The 13622-nt window shown below is 52.6% G+C and carries 20 protein-coding genes; 18 read left to right on the top strand and 2 right to left on the bottom strand.

Translation table 11 applies throughout. The features are described 5' to 3' along the window. Positions 1–9 precede the first annotated feature (9 nt). Entirely contained in the window at positions 10–3216 is a 3207-nt protein-coding gene (locus tag ACTG2U_RS19775; protein ID WP_439975003.1) for a hypothetical protein, read from the top strand. Between the two features lie 1031 nt (positions 3217–4247). On the opposite strand, the gene ACTG2U_RS19770 is transcribed toward ACTG2U_RS19775, so the two are convergent. Next, positions 4248–4592, bottom strand: a complete 345-nt coding sequence (locus tag ACTG2U_RS19770; protein ID WP_439975002.1) for a helix-turn-helix domain-containing protein — start codon at positions 4590–4592, stop codon at positions 4248–4250. A gap of 269 nt (positions 4593–4861) precedes the next feature. Between ACTG2U_RS19770 and ACTG2U_RS19765 the strand changes: the two genes are divergently transcribed. The 17 genes from ACTG2U_RS19765 (at position 4862) to ACTG2U_RS19685 (ending at position 12835) form a co-directional block, all read left to right on the top strand. Further along, positions 4862–5227, top strand: coding sequence for a hypothetical protein (locus ACTG2U_RS19765; RefSeq protein ID WP_439975001.1), 366 nt, complete (start codon positions 4862–4864; stop codon positions 5225–5227). Positions 5228–5244: 17 nt separating this feature from the next. Then, a complete protein-coding gene (locus ACTG2U_RS19760; RefSeq protein ID WP_439975000.1) occupies positions 5245–5931 on the top strand; it encodes a hypothetical protein in 687 nt (228 codons plus the stop codon). 84 nt (positions 5932–6015) lie between these two features. After that, the gene (locus ACTG2U_RS19755) at positions 6016–6579 is read left to right on the top strand and encodes a lecithin retinol acyltransferase family protein (protein ID WP_439974999.1); all 564 of its coding nucleotides are present in this window, start codon (positions 6016–6018) and stop codon (positions 6577–6579) included. A 35-nt stretch (positions 6580–6614) separates the two neighbouring features. Continuing rightward, positions 6615–7040, top strand: coding sequence for a DUF2787 family protein (locus ACTG2U_RS19750; protein WP_320656901.1), 426 nt, complete (start codon positions 6615–6617; stop codon positions 7038–7040). A gap of 10 nt (positions 7041–7050) precedes the next feature. Beyond that, positions 7051–7479, top strand: a complete 429-nt coding sequence (locus tag ACTG2U_RS19745; protein ID WP_439974998.1) for a hypothetical protein — start codon at positions 7051–7053, stop codon at positions 7477–7479. Then, entirely contained in the window at positions 7454–7756 is a 303-nt protein-coding gene (locus ACTG2U_RS19740) for a hypothetical protein (protein ID WP_439974997.1), read from the top strand. Before ACTG2U_RS19745 ends, ACTG2U_RS19740 begins: the two co-directional genes overlap by 26 nt. An 89-nt stretch (positions 7757–7845) precedes the next feature. Beyond that, positions 7846–8343: a RadC family protein gene (gene radC / locus ACTG2U_RS19735; protein ID WP_429155747.1), complete on the top strand. Its 498-nt coding sequence runs from the start codon at positions 7846–7848 to the stop codon at positions 8341–8343. Positions 8344–8615: 272 nt separating this feature from the next. Next, complete coding sequence (locus tag ACTG2U_RS19730) at positions 8616–9122, top strand: hypothetical protein (protein ID WP_439974996.1); 507 nt, start codon at positions 8616–8618, stop codon at positions 9120–9122. Further along, positions 9122–9337 carry a hypothetical protein gene (locus ACTG2U_RS19725; RefSeq protein ID WP_439974995.1) on the top strand — a complete coding sequence of 72 codons (216 nt, stop codon included), beginning with the start codon at positions 9122–9124 and terminating at the stop codon, positions 9335–9337. The genes ACTG2U_RS19730 and ACTG2U_RS19725 overlap by 1 nt, the downstream gene beginning before the upstream one ends. Further along, positions 9334–9696, top strand: a complete 363-nt coding sequence (locus ACTG2U_RS19720; protein ID WP_439974994.1) for a hypothetical protein — start codon at positions 9334–9336, stop codon at positions 9694–9696. The genes ACTG2U_RS19725 and ACTG2U_RS19720 overlap by 4 nt, the downstream gene beginning before the upstream one ends. A 78-nt stretch (positions 9697–9774) precedes the next feature. Next, complete coding sequence (locus ACTG2U_RS19715; protein WP_439974993.1) at positions 9775–10317, top strand: hypothetical protein; 543 nt, start codon at positions 9775–9777, stop codon at positions 10315–10317. Position 10318: 1 nt separating this feature from the next. Further along, positions 10319–10675 (top strand): hypothetical protein, encoded by a 357-nt coding sequence (locus ACTG2U_RS19710; protein WP_158112450.1) that lies wholly within the window; start codon positions 10319–10321, stop codon positions 10673–10675. An 84-nt stretch (positions 10676–10759) separates the two neighbouring features. Further along, positions 10760–11074, top strand: a complete 315-nt coding sequence (locus ACTG2U_RS19705; protein ID WP_158112451.1) for a hypothetical protein — start codon at positions 10760–10762, stop codon at positions 11072–11074. Positions 11075–11089: 15 nt separating this feature from the next. Then, positions 11090–11485 carry a type IV toxin-antitoxin system YeeU family antitoxin gene (locus ACTG2U_RS19700; protein ID WP_439975136.1) on the top strand — a complete coding sequence of 132 codons (396 nt, stop codon included), beginning with the start codon at positions 11090–11092 and terminating at the stop codon, positions 11483–11485. Next, a complete protein-coding gene (radC, locus tag ACTG2U_RS19695; protein ID WP_439974992.1) occupies positions 11482–11964 on the top strand; it encodes a RadC family protein in 483 nt (160 codons plus the stop codon). The genes ACTG2U_RS19700 and radC (ACTG2U_RS19695) overlap by 4 nt, the downstream gene beginning before the upstream one ends. 27 nt (positions 11965–11991) lie before the next feature. Further along, positions 11992–12216 carry an L-rhamnose mutarotase gene (locus tag ACTG2U_RS19690; RefSeq protein ID WP_439974991.1) on the top strand — a complete coding sequence of 75 codons (225 nt, stop codon included), beginning with the start codon at positions 11992–11994 and terminating at the stop codon, positions 12214–12216. Between the two features lie 361 nt (positions 12217–12577). Beyond that, entirely contained in the window at positions 12578–12835 is a 258-nt protein-coding gene (locus ACTG2U_RS19685) for a hypothetical protein (RefSeq protein ID WP_439974990.1), read from the top strand. Positions 12836–12934: 99 nt separating this feature from the next. On the opposite strand, the gene ACTG2U_RS19680 is transcribed toward ACTG2U_RS19685, so the two are convergent. Next, a complete protein-coding gene (locus ACTG2U_RS19680) occupies positions 12935–13519 on the bottom strand; it encodes a hypothetical protein (protein ID WP_439974989.1) in 585 nt (194 codons plus the stop codon). Positions 13520–13622: the final 103 nt, after the last annotated feature.

Genomic DNA, 13622 nt, shown 5'->3' with positions numbered 1-13622 from the left:
ATATTATCAATGAACGAAACGATCGAAGCAGCTCCTCATAACATGTTCGAACAGCAACTGAATGCCTCGGAACAGGAAGCGGTCGAGGCTCTCGTTGCCCAGCACCGAAACAACGCAGCACTCACCCATCAACTGGCAATGGATGCTTCACGGCTGATCACATGTAGCGAAGAACGCTTGAAGCAACAAACAGAGAGCGGTTTTTTTAAGCGGTTTGCAGGCGCGATCAGTGGCAAGAACAGCCAAAACCAGTTGCACAACCAGCGTGACACCTTGCATATGCAGAGATGTGCTTGGCATTACCTCCAGCAACTCCAGCAGCAGAACCTGATCAGCGCCCAGAGCATTGCAGTAATTCGCAACAATCTGAGCACGATGAACGGTTACATTATCGAGACTCGTGAATTCCTCTTCCAGGCGGTTGACAAGCTCAATAGTCGTCTTATTCGGGTTGAGAACAACACCCATTTTCATCAATGGTCCTTGAATATCGAGGCGAACAAGCGCCGCTTCAAGTCGATGCCCAAAGCGCTGCTGGTACTGCACCTGACGTATGACTTTATACGCAGTCATTCCGGCATAATGCTGACTACTAAAGACATCAATCATCTGCTTGTTACGCTGGGAAAGCTGGACGTGGACTACGATGAAGAAGTCGAGTTGTTGAGTTTCATCATCGACTTGATAGATCAGATCGAAGTCTGTGGCATTGAACGCTATCGCTCTGACATCGAGCTGTCGTTTGAAGAGCACGTTGCCGATTCGGACTTTATCCAGATAAATATCCCAGGTCTGGCGTTTAATTCGCTGTATTACCTCTCCGACGAGTATGAGCGTATCAACGATATGATCTCGGACGGCGAACTCTGCGATAGTGACGAGAAACGCGGACTCATCATTTCCAAATTCTTCGACAAGGTGTTTTCCGGCCTTAACCCGCAGTACAAGGTGCGCGAACTGATCGAGGAAATCATCGGCGGTAGTCTGCTGACCTTGGAGATTTACAAGGATCAGAATGGGCTGAACGCCCTGCCTGATGAAGTCGCCGATAATGCAAACAGCGAACCGGTTGCACTGGTGTCGTCATTGCCAGACATCCACTCCCACACCTTCTTCGACAGCACTGACGATGTTGACGCCCGATACAATTATCTCTTGTTGTTAGCTCTGAGCATCGAAAACTCAGCGTCATTGAACAGACAAGGCCGGGAGTTTCTCGAATTATTGGCGCACAAGGCTGGGTGCCCGCAGGTAATAGCTGAAATCTCCGTACTGGCAGACAACCCTCTCAAGACGCAACACTATCAGCAGATTTTGCAAAGTCTGCTCAAGAGCGATGACAGGGCCTACACTTGGCTACTCGATGCATTCTTCTTGTTGACGCTGTGCCTGAAACCGATAGAAAGCCCTCATGTACAACGTATCTTTAGTGTGCTCAAGCCTACGCAGCTCAAGGAACAGTTCCCCCGTCTGATGACGATGCTCACCGGGCAGGATGAGGAGAGCATACTTGATGCTGCGGAGAAGCTGCAGCAGCATACTCATGGCTGGAAGAACATCGTGCACTACCGCGAGTTGCGCTTCGTAAAAACCTTTTCCGAGATAAGCACCCAATTGGACAAGATCAGCGTCGACTCAGTACGTCTTTCTCTCGAACTAACGACGGTGGCAATGAAATCCTCGGATTATTCGTTTTTCATGGAAACTTGGGGTGATGACTCGTTCCTGAGTAAAGTCAGTAGTAAAGTCGGCGGAACAGCATATGCCATTGGTCGTAGTTCTTGTCTTTCCTCGCTTAACGAAATGCGGAAAAAGATCAGTGAGTTCATCTCTGCGCATTCGAACACGCTGCACCAAGGGAATCGCATCATGAGTCGTTGGAGCATTCCCTCGATTACGTACAATGATGAGTCCGGCTACACAGATTTTGATCTGGACAACTCCGCTACTAACGAAGACTGGCACGACCAGTTCTGTCACTTAGAACGCCAGCTGGACAACACTCTGACTTCCTTCTCTGAAGCCTGCAGCTATGTTGCCAAGCAGCTGTCCTTATTCAAGGACGGTCGATTCGACGAATCTGTGGTTGAACTCAAGGCAAAAGAGTACGCCGCACGGCTAGAGCAGCAACAACAGGATAAACTAGCAAAACAATCGGTCACCATTAATAAAGATGGATGTGATCATCTTTTCAGCATTGAGTGGAATTTGGTAGAACACCCGCCCTGTGATCCAGAGAAAATTCAGTTCATCAAGACAGACGGCACCATCTGGCTGATCGTCGATAATGATAGTCGGGTCTATCGCAGCCTTGATCGTGAGCACTGGCACACCGTGCTCCTTAGCGCCGCCGAAGATTCACCGTACATCAGCAAATTGGATTTCGTGAACGGTATGTGGATCGCCATGGCGGGCTACGGTGATGGTTTCTATTACTCCAGTGATGCACAGAACTGGAAACAGAGTCACTTTCCAGACGTACCGAGCTATCACTTTACCCGCACCGAAGATGTCGTCTATTTCAACGGCCTGTGGCTCTGGCGCTTCAAGGAAAGCAAGGAGTACTCCTACATTGAAAAAGGCATTATCTTCGATTCGACCAAGACCAACAGCTACGACAAGGTAGCCGTATTCTGCACAGCGAACCTAGATGATCAATGGCAGCGCTGGGAGGACACACCTAACTTTTCTGAGGGGATCGTGGTGGATAGTCTCCAGCTATTGCCCGACGGAAACTCCTTGCTCGTATTCTGCAAGTACGACTGGTTCTATACGAAGTCGAAAAAGAAGAACAACGCATCCTCATTCGTCAGCTATTATATTCTTGGAAAAGGCTGGCGAAACTGCACTTGGACCAATGACGACGACAACTACGATTCGCCGCTCATCACACGTATGGGCACTAGCCTGTTATGTTTCTATTCGGGTTGTGTGATGAAGTCAGACAAGAATGGCTACGAATGGAATCTTCAGTCCAAGGATATCAGCATCAATGACTGCACCCATCTGCAGGACCTGAGCCTATTTTGGACACATTGGGGCCGCGAAATGCTCTACGTGAGTCAGACAGGGGAATCCTTTGCGGAGTTGGTTCTCGAAGAAGGCACTTGGCAGCACATTGCAGCCAACAAGCAAGGTGTGTTGTGCGTCTACTCGCCAAACAAGCATGAAACCTTCTTGCGAGTTGGCAATTACATTAGTCATCCGAAAGTTTAATACAGGTCGGAGGGGCATCGTCGATGCCCCATTTGACGTCAATCTGGTATCTCATCTGAGCGGTTGGAGTTGTCGCAAATAGGCCTCCTTCCTGCATGACCCTGTTTATTTCGATGAAGAAGTCGTTCAATTGACGAGTCTTGATTGAGCCTCTATTCCGAGTGTTTCGGCGTTTAGTCCTGACCGGCCCAGTTTTCTTTACGCCATCTTGACATCACGCACAGGATTTCTAGCCGCAAAGAATTGAAATATATATAAAAACAATGCTTTTTGATCTGGTTTATCACCAAACAAAACCGACACGCCTGAAGCCATGACCATTATGGCCGCCTACTGCTACCTCAATCAACTCCTTGCCCCCGTCGAGCTCGAACGCATTGCTCACCATTGTTGTTTTTGCATACGAAAACGAGCTATTACTCCCTAGATGCTGCTCATCGCCCTGTTATGCGCCCTCGTCGGCGATAGGGTCGATGCCATCACCAGCTTGCCCTAGCATTTCAATGGCTTGCAGTTCACAGATGCTCATCTGACCTCCAAAAAAACCTTTCTCACAACTAGCTGCGTAAACCCGCGTTTGCCAAATTTATTAAGACACTCGTTCAACTAGCCATTGCCTTGCAGATCGGCCAGCAGGTGACTGACGTTTCCCAAGGGGTCTTCATATCTCAACGCCTACTCTCTGCGAGCCAAACTGCTGCAGACTCCCCCTCTGTCAATGCCATCATAGGCCAGCTGGTGGACAATGACGATCAACTTTACTTCTCGCTGGTGTTCAGAAAACGGGTGAGGGTCAGCCCGAACGAATACAGTAAATGTGCTACTCCTGCTGACATTTCTGACATGCGCTTCAAGTAAACATGTACTGTGAATCGTCTTGGTGGCTCGATTGAAAAGGATCTCAGATAGATATTATCAAGGGAGAGTAAACACATATCGCTGTGAAGCTGCTTGGGAGCGCCATTACGGCCTCCCAAGTTATTGACCCTGGCATCGGGTGTCAGTCAGTCACAGATGCGCACTGCGAGCTGTTAAGGCGCCAGTCGCGCCACCAGCTTATCAACCATCTCCAGCACCAGCCCTCTGTCCGCTGTATCGAGCTTGGCCAACTGTTGGCTGAGCACAATGCCTTGTTCGGTGGGGCGGTTGCTGGTCTCACGCAGAAAGTCTGCAAGCTCACAGCCAAACAGCTGAGCCAGCTCAGCGAGCCGCACGACTGTCGGCACCACGAGGCCTCGCTCCATCCGGGAAACGGCTTCCATACCTATCTTTAAGTGCTCTGCCACTTGCTCCTGAGTCAGCCCCGCCTGGTGGCGTTGGCGTCCAATCGCTTTGCCCACGCTCTTGGCCAGCTCTTCAGAGTTGATGTTTGTCATAAGTCCTCCAGTCAACTCATATGGTTGGCTATGGACTCATTGACTTTAAGGACCCTTTGCGATGAGGATCGCCCCATTAGATCTAATTCAGTGAAATAGTCACCCCAACATCGAAAGGAGTTCGACACGACCTAACCTCAATCTATCCCCTTGGTGGCATTTGGCTATCAGCCAGCACCACCATTAACCCATTACGTTTACACCCGTTAGTCCGACAGGCTCGCCTCGTCGGTCAGGCATCCCTTTGCCATTTTTATTAAGGAGAAATCATGAATCGCACACTGCTTTATCCCTTGCTGCTGGCCTCTGGCCTATCACTGAGCGCCTGCAATGCAGAGTCTGCCGATGGCCCAGAATTCAATCTAGACGTGGAGTACACCGCTATTGGGCGGCCTCAGATAGTCGTCACCTCGCTCAACGATCAAGTCACCATTCAGAAAGTACTGATTAATGGCGGCAAGAGTAAATGCCGGGTGATGCTGCGCAATTACATCGGTGGTCGGCTTGGGGGGACCCATTTCCCGTTCAAGCTCAATTACACCGAAAGCTGGCGGCTGGTCATGACCGAACCGTGCCGATTGAGGGAGGTCACCCTCTTTACCAATCTGGGTAATGCCTCTTACACCATTGAATAAGTCGTCTGGAGAGTGACATGACAGAAAAAATCAAACTGGCACTGTGGTGTACATGGTTATCGTTGTTTGCCTTACCGAGCTGGGCTGCGCCCCAGTTCACTGTGCCAACGGTCACTAAACGGGTACCGACTAACGTTGAGGGCACCCTAAATTTCGCCAGCATGCAGTTTTGGATAGAGACCTCGAAAGGGGAACGCATCATGTTGATGCCGCTGGATGAAGATGAGCCAAGGCTCATACCCAGTGTCAGCCAGCCGGTTGCCCTGAACGGTTTTATGCTCACCTATTCAGATGGCAGTCGTTACTTCGAGCCCTCCTTTGCACCTGCGTCAGCTGCATCAAGTACCACGTCATTTACCATCGTGAAAAATGGTGATGACAACATCGAGATCCGGCATGGGGGTGAAGTGCTGCTGCGCACCGATGAATATGACGCCATCAAACTCACACACCGTTTGCCGCTGGCCAACGGGCAGGCAGTCTTGTTTGAGCTGCACAGTGGCGGAGTGGCATGCCCGGTGCTCTATCAGTTGGCGGTCGCACAGACGGGGGCGCTGACCATGCTTTCACAACCATTTGGTACCTGCAGTGATGAAGGCAAGCTGACCCCTGCCCCCAACGGTTTCACCCTCGACCTGCCCGGCAATCCTCGCCAGCGCTGGGTATGGGATGCCAACAGCTTGACGCTGCGCAAGCAGTCCTGACCACCAGCCACCACACATTCACCACCATCAGGGCACCTTCGGGTGCCCTCTTTTTTATGTCGCATTTTATTTAAGGAACGGTTCATGCCATTACCACAATCAGGGGACCACCTCGTTTCCCCCCGCACCGGTTACCAGCACCACGGTCTCTATCTGGGGGACCATCTGGTCATCCATTACCAAGGGATCAGTGCCGGAATACATTCCGGTCAGATAGCTATCACCACGCTTGCCGAGTTTAGCCAAGGGCGGGGCTATCACATCCAGCACCATAGCGCACGCGCCTATAACCGGGATGAGAGTATCGACCGTGCTTACTCCCGTCTTGGAGAGGCGCACTACAGCACGCTCTTTAACAACTGCGAGCACTTCGTGCTCTGGTGCATCGAGGGCTTTCACTACAGCAAGCAGATTAATCAGCTGATTGCCACGGGGTGTATCGCACATCAGGCGCTTCGCACTGTGGCTCGGCAGCCTACCCTTGCGGCCTTGCCTGGCATGGTTACCAGCACGGCACTGAACCCATCAGCAACTACCGCTGTGACCGCCGCAGTCGGTGCGTTGCTGGGGAGCTCGGCCACCTCGCTGGCGGCGCCTTTGGCTGCAACCTACGGCCTCTACCGCGCCTGGCGCTGGTTCAGGGATTAACGGTTCTCAAATTCGATACGAAAGGACACACCATGATGACCATGCCATTTCACCTGGCAGGGATGGCCCTGCCGATTTCCCCCGAGCTGCCTGACTTGCTGCGCAGCGCCGTGCAGGAACAACCGCTCGACCTCACCCACCTATCGACCCTGACTTTTAACTTTCGCAGCCCCAACTACAGTGCCGAAACGGGTGGCGTACATCCGGTAGAGCTGCGGCTTATTCGGGGGCTACACGGCTGGGTATTCGATTACATCACCGACTTCAGTTATCAGGGAGTGGGCCAGGATGCCGAGCTCTGCAAGGAGCTCGACTTCAACCTCTCCTGCGACGAGCATTACCTACAAGGCTGGGGGCCACTGCCCGGCGTGGAAGCGCGGGAACTGTTCGCCCTGTGGCAGAGCAATTTCATGAGCTACGCCCAGTTGGGGTATTTCTCCGTTACGGTCAGTGGGGATTAGGAGGTGTGTGATGACTAACGGACTGCCGCTCTCTCACTATTCACGCCAGTGGCTGGGACTGGTCGCGGCTAAAGCTAAGCTGCTGCCGATTCGCCAGGGCGAGCGCTGGTTGCTGCACCTGACGCCTTGTAGCAAACATACACGCACCGTCACGCTACATCTGCGCTGGTCTGGCGTGCAGTGGCAACTGCTCTCCCTCACCAATGCCGAGGATTGGCGCACCATGAGTCAGCATGTCGATGAAATCTGCGTGAACCCCACTCGTCGCTGTTTCTGGCGCTGCCAAGCAGGACCTGTCCCGCTCTCTGAGCAGCCCCGCGTGCTGGGGAGCTTTTTGAACGACCTGCAGCGTAGCTGCATTCATCACGGCTATTGCGTGGAGAGTGACCCCTTACCCCAAGAGGAGGCACATGATGCCCAAACAACCGATCGCCGTTGAGCTGGAAGCCATCAACCGAGAGGGAGAAACGCAGGTGGTGCGTGACAGTAGCCTAACCGTGCAAGGCTACAGCGTCTATCTGCGGGCTGTGGAGGCCAGCGGGCTGGCCTTGGCTACCTGGGTTGCTGACCACAACGCCATTGGTCCTGCCTATGAGCTGGCAGAACGGCTGAGCGTTGCGCTCGCTATCCCGCTCACCATGCTGGTCCCCGAACCACTAATGCCGGTGAAGCAGGAACCCACCGCCAGGGAAGGCGCCACCACCACGGCCAACTGAACACCCCTCATAGTGAACCAACAACCTCTTTGCCTTTAACCCCGACATGCTTCCTGTGTGCCGGGGTTTTGCTTATTTGGAGACCCACCATGCGTTACTACAAGCTCAAAGCCGGGGAGTGCCCCGGCACTTATGTCGTCACTGAACCCGTGACCGAACAAGACCTGCTGCGTATCGCCAACCAAATTGCCCGTAAGCGCTTGGCCAAAGGCACCGCCATTACCAGTACTACAGAGGCCGCAGAGCGACTGCAAACCCTGCTGCAAGACCGGGAGCATGAAGTGTTTGGCGCACTGTTCCTTGACTCCCAGCATCGCGTGCTGGCTTTTGAGGAGCTGTTTCGCGGCACCCTCGACAGTGCCAGCATCTACCCACGGGAAGTGGTCAAGCGGGCCTTGCTGCTTAACAGCGGGGCCATTATCGCGGTGCATAATCACCCCAGTGGTGACCCGGAACCCAGCTACTCTGACCGGGTCTTTACCCAAGCCCTCAAAGAGGCCTTGGCGCTGGTGGATGTCCGGTTGCTTGACCATCTGGTGGTCGGTGCTGAGGGCGTGGTATCCCTGAAAGAGAGAGGTCAGCTATGAACTTGGTCCCAGGCACATCACACCTCACCGCCCTCGATATCCTCCTCGAGCTGCGCTTTTGGCTGGCAAACAACGTCTAGATGCAGGCAGATCCCGCCATCGTTGCCCACTGCCTAACGGCTACCAGCTCACCCAGGCTGACTGCATCGAGGTCATTGATTTGCTGCTACATCAGCTGCGCGATTAGCCAATCCGGATCATCAGGTCCAACGCCATCACCCACAAGGCCACCTCACTGCAGGTGGCCTTTTGCATTTCAAGGAACTATGCCCATGTCTGCCTTCATGATCGATCGCAAGGACTACCTTACCTTTGCCGTGCAGTTGCACCGCTTTTGCAATGCCCCGATGCCACCGCACTATACCCTTGAGCTGCTGCGCTCCCTCTGGTGGAACTCACCAATGGAGGTCACCAGTACTTGGACATGTCGGGTAGACCGGCTGGTACGGCTGATGATGCTCGCCAACCGGCGGGCTGTCTGGCATCGCTATCAGTTAGGACGCCAGCAAGATCAGAAGGAACCACGCCAGCGTGGCTCAACCAAACTGGGATCGCTTAAACCTGCCCACCGTTACCACCAGACACCACTCACCGATGCCGAACTGGTGGCGCTGTACAAATTCACCTGCTGCGCCCTGTACCAATCGAGTGAATGGAGCGGGAGCCCTGAGCAGGCACCTCGGCTTGTGAAGGTACTACAGCAGTTGCAACAGGCTCTCGCGCAAGACGTGCTGACCCGGTTGTCACTGTGGGAGCAAGCCCCTTGGGGAGAGATGTGATGAGCCTTTCCATCACCCTGACGGTGACAAGCTCACCATCGAGCTCAACTGCCCATATAGCCCAGTGTATCGCCGATGACATGGCACACCTGCATCACCGTCTAGGGGATGGGGTGAGCGATGAACTGGGCATCAGTATCAGTTACCTGGTCGAACAGTTTGCCCTGCTGGCAGCGGCTTACCGTTCACCGGATGAAATGGAGAAACACCAATGATTGAGTTCAATGACAGCTTTAGCCAAGCCGCAGTTGCGGAGGCCATGTGTGCCCATCCTGCACTCGCCAAGCTCATCTGTCAGCAGTTGATGCTGCCGGGCTTTGCCTATGCCCACGATGTAGAGGGGCGGCGTATTGGTGGCCCGCTGGTGGCCCCCAACCCGGTGTTGCACAAGACCACGCTCTTTGTCAGTCCACGGGATATGAGTGAGCATCTGCCACGTGAGATTAACTTCGCCCGCTTTCGCTGTGCCTGTAATGCAGCGGGTCAGCCGGTCGGTGAGTGGCAACGGGTAATTGTCGGGGCCTACGTCAACCACGGCAGTAATGACGAACCGGATTGGAGTAGTCACACCTGAACCACGGCCACCAGCACACATAAGACCTCTAGCAGCCCCTCACTCCGAGGGGCTGTTTGCATTTTAAGGAACCTAACCATGCACGACCTGCGTGATTACAAGACCCTGACTGCTCGGCAGATCACCACTGCTATCGGCCAGCTCAACCACAACACCGCGCCGAAGATAATGACCCACCTGACATTACGGGCCACACAGCAGCATCCGCTTGGTAATGGCCGCAGCAGAGCCAAAGCCCTCAAGCTGCTGCGTCGGGTCAAAAAAGCCCACAAGGCGGGCTGTATCCCGTTTGAGCTCACCGTGACGGGTTGCCGCATCGACCGAGGCAGCCATCAAGCAGACCGTTACTACTACGACCGCACGCTGCTGGCCCAGGGCTGGCAGCAATACGATACCGAGGAAGACGCCTGGTATTTCGGCATCTGGATTAACACAGAGAAGCTGGAGACCTTTACCTACGCCGAGGGGGATACCAGCCATGTGATTGCGCCAAACGTCGAGGCGTTTCGTGCTGAGCTGGAGCGGCTCTACCAGTACTACCCACAAGCCCCGGCGTTTATCAGCATCGATCCGGAGGCGGGCGTTATGACCCACCATTTTGAAGCCAAACCGGAGGTGTGAAATGGCGAAAAACATCACCATCAAGGTGCCCGGCAAACATCCGCAAACCGGCGAGTTCACTACCTTCGAGCTCAAGGGCCAGCGCATGGATATCGACATCGGCGGCCAAGCCGTGCCCTTCCTCATTCACGGGAGGGGCATAGGGACGTCGCTCACCCACATCCCGAGTGGCTATCGCATCGCGCTGCTCGGCGGTTGGCTCACCGCGCGTTACGTCATACCTGAGAATAAGCCCAGCAGAACGGCCTGCGCCCAGATGGCCATAGACCGGCTGGTAGCCCAATACGGCTCGCGGCACCTGCTGGACCGACTCAACTGCAAGCCGGTTATCAACGAGACGGCTGACTGTACTCGTTGACGTCCCACAATCTTGGTCATCCGCACACAGCATAAAGGGCCAGCCCTCTCAGGCTGGCCCTTGGCATCATTGGAGTCACCGAACATGACCCGTCTTATCAACGGACTCGAGGTGCATCGCTATGCCCCCGAGCTCAACAAGCTGCATCTGCGCAACCGCCAGACGTTACCAGCGCCCGGCATCACCACCATCAGGGAAGCCAAAGCTCGCCTGTTTGGCCGCTGGCAACCAGGGCATCAGGTGACCATCACCGTGAGCCATCCCAACTACATCAATCTCTCCCGGCTTTATCGGGGGAGGCTAGCAAGCCTGACCGACCTTCCCGAGCACCTGACCAGATTGCGCCAGCGTCACAACGTACCCGGCACCTGTATAGACATTCAACTGAGGTATCGCTAATCATGACCACAACCGATCCAACATACTCTGCCACACACTCTCCAGATCTCCAGATCTCTCACACCGCTCCCCAGCATTTGCTGGGGTCTACCGCGTGATATCTCACCACGCTTTGGTGCTCGTCTGATACAGAGTCGCTACCGGCTCGATTTTCTATCCGATCGGGCCAGTCTGATTGGTGACTGGAGTGAGGTGCAGATAGCCAAGCTCGACCTGGCTTTCCCGGAGATCATCAAAGCTCTGGAAGCCAAGCTGCTGACCGGCGAACTGGATGCCCAACGTCAGCACTGCATCACTATCCAGCACAGCTGCTTTACCTGCGAAGCCGATACCCTTGGCAGCCACGGCTATGTCTATATCGCGATTTCCCCCGCAATAAGCGCGGACATCACGCACTGCGCCAAGGCGTGATCGCAGGGGAAACCCCCGGCACCTACCGGGTGACTGACCTTGTCACCGACGATGACCTCCTCACCATCGCCCAAGCCGTTGCCCGCCAGAAACTCGCCAAGGGCACAGCTCTAGCCGATAAATACCCGGCACAGCAAGGGCTGCAAGGGCTGCTGCAAACACGGGAGCGCGAAGTTTTTGCGGCACTGTTCCTTGATAACCAACACCGGATCCTGGCCTACGAGGAGCTGTTCCTTGGCACCCTGTCCGTTGCAACCGTCTACCCCCGAGATGTCGTCAAACGGGCACTGCACCACAATGCTGCCGCCCTGATACTGATACATAACCACCCATCGGGATACCCGGAACCCAGCCGGGCAGATATCGAGATCACCCTGCGCCTACAGGATGCCCTGGCACTGGTGGATATCCGGATTTTGGATCATCTGGTCGTCGGTACTGAGGGAGTGGTGTCGCTGGCAGAACGAGGAAATTTGTAACTGCCACATCGGTCAGGTGGCCCGCTCATGGAGGAAGAAGGCATTGCCAGCAGTGAGCTCTACAACGGCTTACCATCATTAGGAGTACACAGAAAATGGGATCAACTATTTGCCTATGTAGAAATTGCGAGCGAAGCGCACTGGAATGCAGTGGCCGATACCGCCATCTGCAAGCAGTGGTGGACCTATATGAAAGAGATCATGCCCTCCCTCCAACCCGGACAACAGCCCGGTCAGCCACGAGCTGGTTGAGGTATTCCATCTGGCGTAAATACTTGTTGAGATAGTTTGAGCAGGCCGCAGGCCTGCTTCCCGCTAAAAACGTGCATGCACAGAGGTAGTCATTTATTAATCTATAGTTGATGCATTGTTGGTGCGACATACTCACCAACAATAAAATACATGAGTATAACCCATATAGGCTTACAATAAGCAAAACCCAATGAGCACGTGATGTGTCAATTGGATTTGAATTATAATCCTTAGGATGTCATGCTTTAACCAAAACTAATTATTCACACTATAAAACCAGCAGCATACATAAACTTGACTTTATGTTTAAGACTGTATAGCGTATTAGAAATCATGGAAAATCAACACTCGAGAGTTTAATATGTACAACTCTGACCACGCTACCACACTAAACTCAAAATTTACAATGATTGGGTTGTCCGCAGATTGGATTTTTCAAACATGGTTAATACGTGGAACTGTTGAAAAAGGAATTGTTATATTTGAAAATGAAGACAGCTCTAATTATGAGCTCATCGAATTTTACTATAAAGGAGAGGAGCGGATTGAAATAACACTATTATCTGGCTCACTAAACCAAATAATGCAACACATCAAGAAACTAAAAGCATTACCTTAAATAACTTTTTTACCAGACTACATTAGGCAAAAAAGTAGTTTACATGGAATTATTTCAATATATTTCATGCAAAAAAACCTCTAACTCTGAGTGGAGTAGTTAGGTTATAGCATCTATAAGTTCGACCGCACTTACTACAGTTGGTTTAATCTCACTCAGAGAAGCATGTATGTCTTGGATTACAGGTTTGGGATAAATCTGCCGCCCCGAGTTTAATGCCCGGTTGGAACGGACGACATACCATGCTTGCATTCTAGTATCCCAGCTACGAACCTCACAAAACTGTTTCCAATCGAATTCCACTATGCGCTCTAATGTAAAATCTTCATGAATTATCACAATAAGGATAAACTCAAATAACTGCCGTTCTTTATTGGATTTATCTGGGTATATTGTCCCAGATTTTTTTGCCCTTTGTAGGGTCTTAATAGAATACCTATTTCCTTCACGAGAAATTGCATCTATGTTTTTTGTGCCTCGAGGAGATGGAGCTAAAACAGGAAGATCTGTGCGTTCTTTAAAGAGATTAATAGCGATTTTTTCACCGATTTCGCCGACATTGAAGTTCAACCCACGGCTTCTTGCCTCACTTGCAACTGCTGCATGCAGCGCTAGAAGCTTGATATCATCAAGGCCTTTCAAGTCTACTGAAATCTCAGTTAGCAAATTGCTATTTTTTTTCATGTTCCCTCACAACTCCAAAGATATCGCTCTGCTTATCGCCCTCTGATTGTAGGGCTACTTTAAATTTATAGATTGTGGACCTGCAAGTCCAGAGGCTATATTT

Source organism: Aeromonas sp. 95A (genome assembly GCF_051919235.1).
In the GTDB taxonomy this organism is placed as follows: Bacteria; Pseudomonadota; Gammaproteobacteria; order Enterobacterales; family Aeromonadaceae; genus Aeromonas; species Aeromonas veronii.
Note: the sequence above shows the minus strand (reverse complement) of the source record. Positions and strands in the feature narration are given on the sequence as shown.

Bases quoted from the DNA above. Each gene is read 5' to 3' on its own strand.
- ACTG2U_RS19775 (WP_439975003.1), top strand. From the start codon at position 10: ATGAACGAAACGATCGAAGCAGCTCCTCATAACATGTTCGAACAGCAA.
- ACTG2U_RS19770 (WP_439975002.1), bottom strand. From the start codon at position 4,592: ATGACAAACATCAACTCTGAAGAGCTGGCCAAGAGCGTGGGCAAAGCG.
- ACTG2U_RS19765 (WP_439975001.1), top strand. From the start codon at position 4,862: ATGAATCGCACACTGCTTTATCCCTTGCTGCTGGCCTCTGGCCTATCA.
- ACTG2U_RS19760 (WP_439975000.1), top strand. From the start codon at position 5,245: ATGACAGAAAAAATCAAACTGGCACTGTGGTGTACATGGTTATCGTTG.
- ACTG2U_RS19755 (WP_439974999.1), top strand. From the start codon at position 6,016: ATGCCATTACCACAATCAGGGGACCACCTCGTTTCCCCCCGCACCGGT.
- ACTG2U_RS19750 (WP_320656901.1), top strand. From the start codon at position 6,615: ATGACCATGCCATTTCACCTGGCAGGGATGGCCCTGCCGATTTCCCCC.
- ACTG2U_RS19745 (WP_439974998.1), top strand. From the start codon at position 7,051: ATGACTAACGGACTGCCGCTCTCTCACTATTCACGCCAGTGGCTGGGA.
- ACTG2U_RS19740 (WP_439974997.1), top strand. From the start codon at position 7,454: ATGCCCAAACAACCGATCGCCGTTGAGCTGGAAGCCATCAACCGAGAG.
- radC (WP_429155747.1), top strand. From the start codon at position 7,846: ATGCGTTACTACAAGCTCAAAGCCGGGGAGTGCCCCGGCACTTATGTC.
- ACTG2U_RS19730 (WP_439974996.1), top strand. From the start codon at position 8,616: ATGTCTGCCTTCATGATCGATCGCAAGGACTACCTTACCTTTGCCGTG.
- ACTG2U_RS19725 (WP_439974995.1), top strand. From the start codon at position 9,122: ATGAGCCTTTCCATCACCCTGACGGTGACAAGCTCACCATCGAGCTCA.
- ACTG2U_RS19720 (WP_439974994.1), top strand. From the start codon at position 9,334: ATGATTGAGTTCAATGACAGCTTTAGCCAAGCCGCAGTTGCGGAGGCC.
- ACTG2U_RS19715 (WP_439974993.1), top strand. From the start codon at position 9,775: ATGCACGACCTGCGTGATTACAAGACCCTGACTGCTCGGCAGATCACC.
- ACTG2U_RS19710 (WP_158112450.1), top strand. From the start codon at position 10,319: ATGGCGAAAAACATCACCATCAAGGTGCCCGGCAAACATCCGCAAACC.
- ACTG2U_RS19705 (WP_158112451.1), top strand. From the start codon at position 10,760: ATGACCCGTCTTATCAACGGACTCGAGGTGCATCGCTATGCCCCCGAG.
- ACTG2U_RS19690 (WP_439974991.1), top strand. From the start codon at position 11,992: ATGGAGGAAGAAGGCATTGCCAGCAGTGAGCTCTACAACGGCTTACCA.
- ACTG2U_RS19685 (WP_439974990.1), top strand. From the start codon at position 12,578: ATGTACAACTCTGACCACGCTACCACACTAAACTCAAAATTTACAATG.
- ACTG2U_RS19680 (WP_439974989.1), bottom strand. From the start codon at position 13,519: ATGAAAAAAAATAGCAATTTGCTAACTGAGATTTCAGTAGACTTGAAA.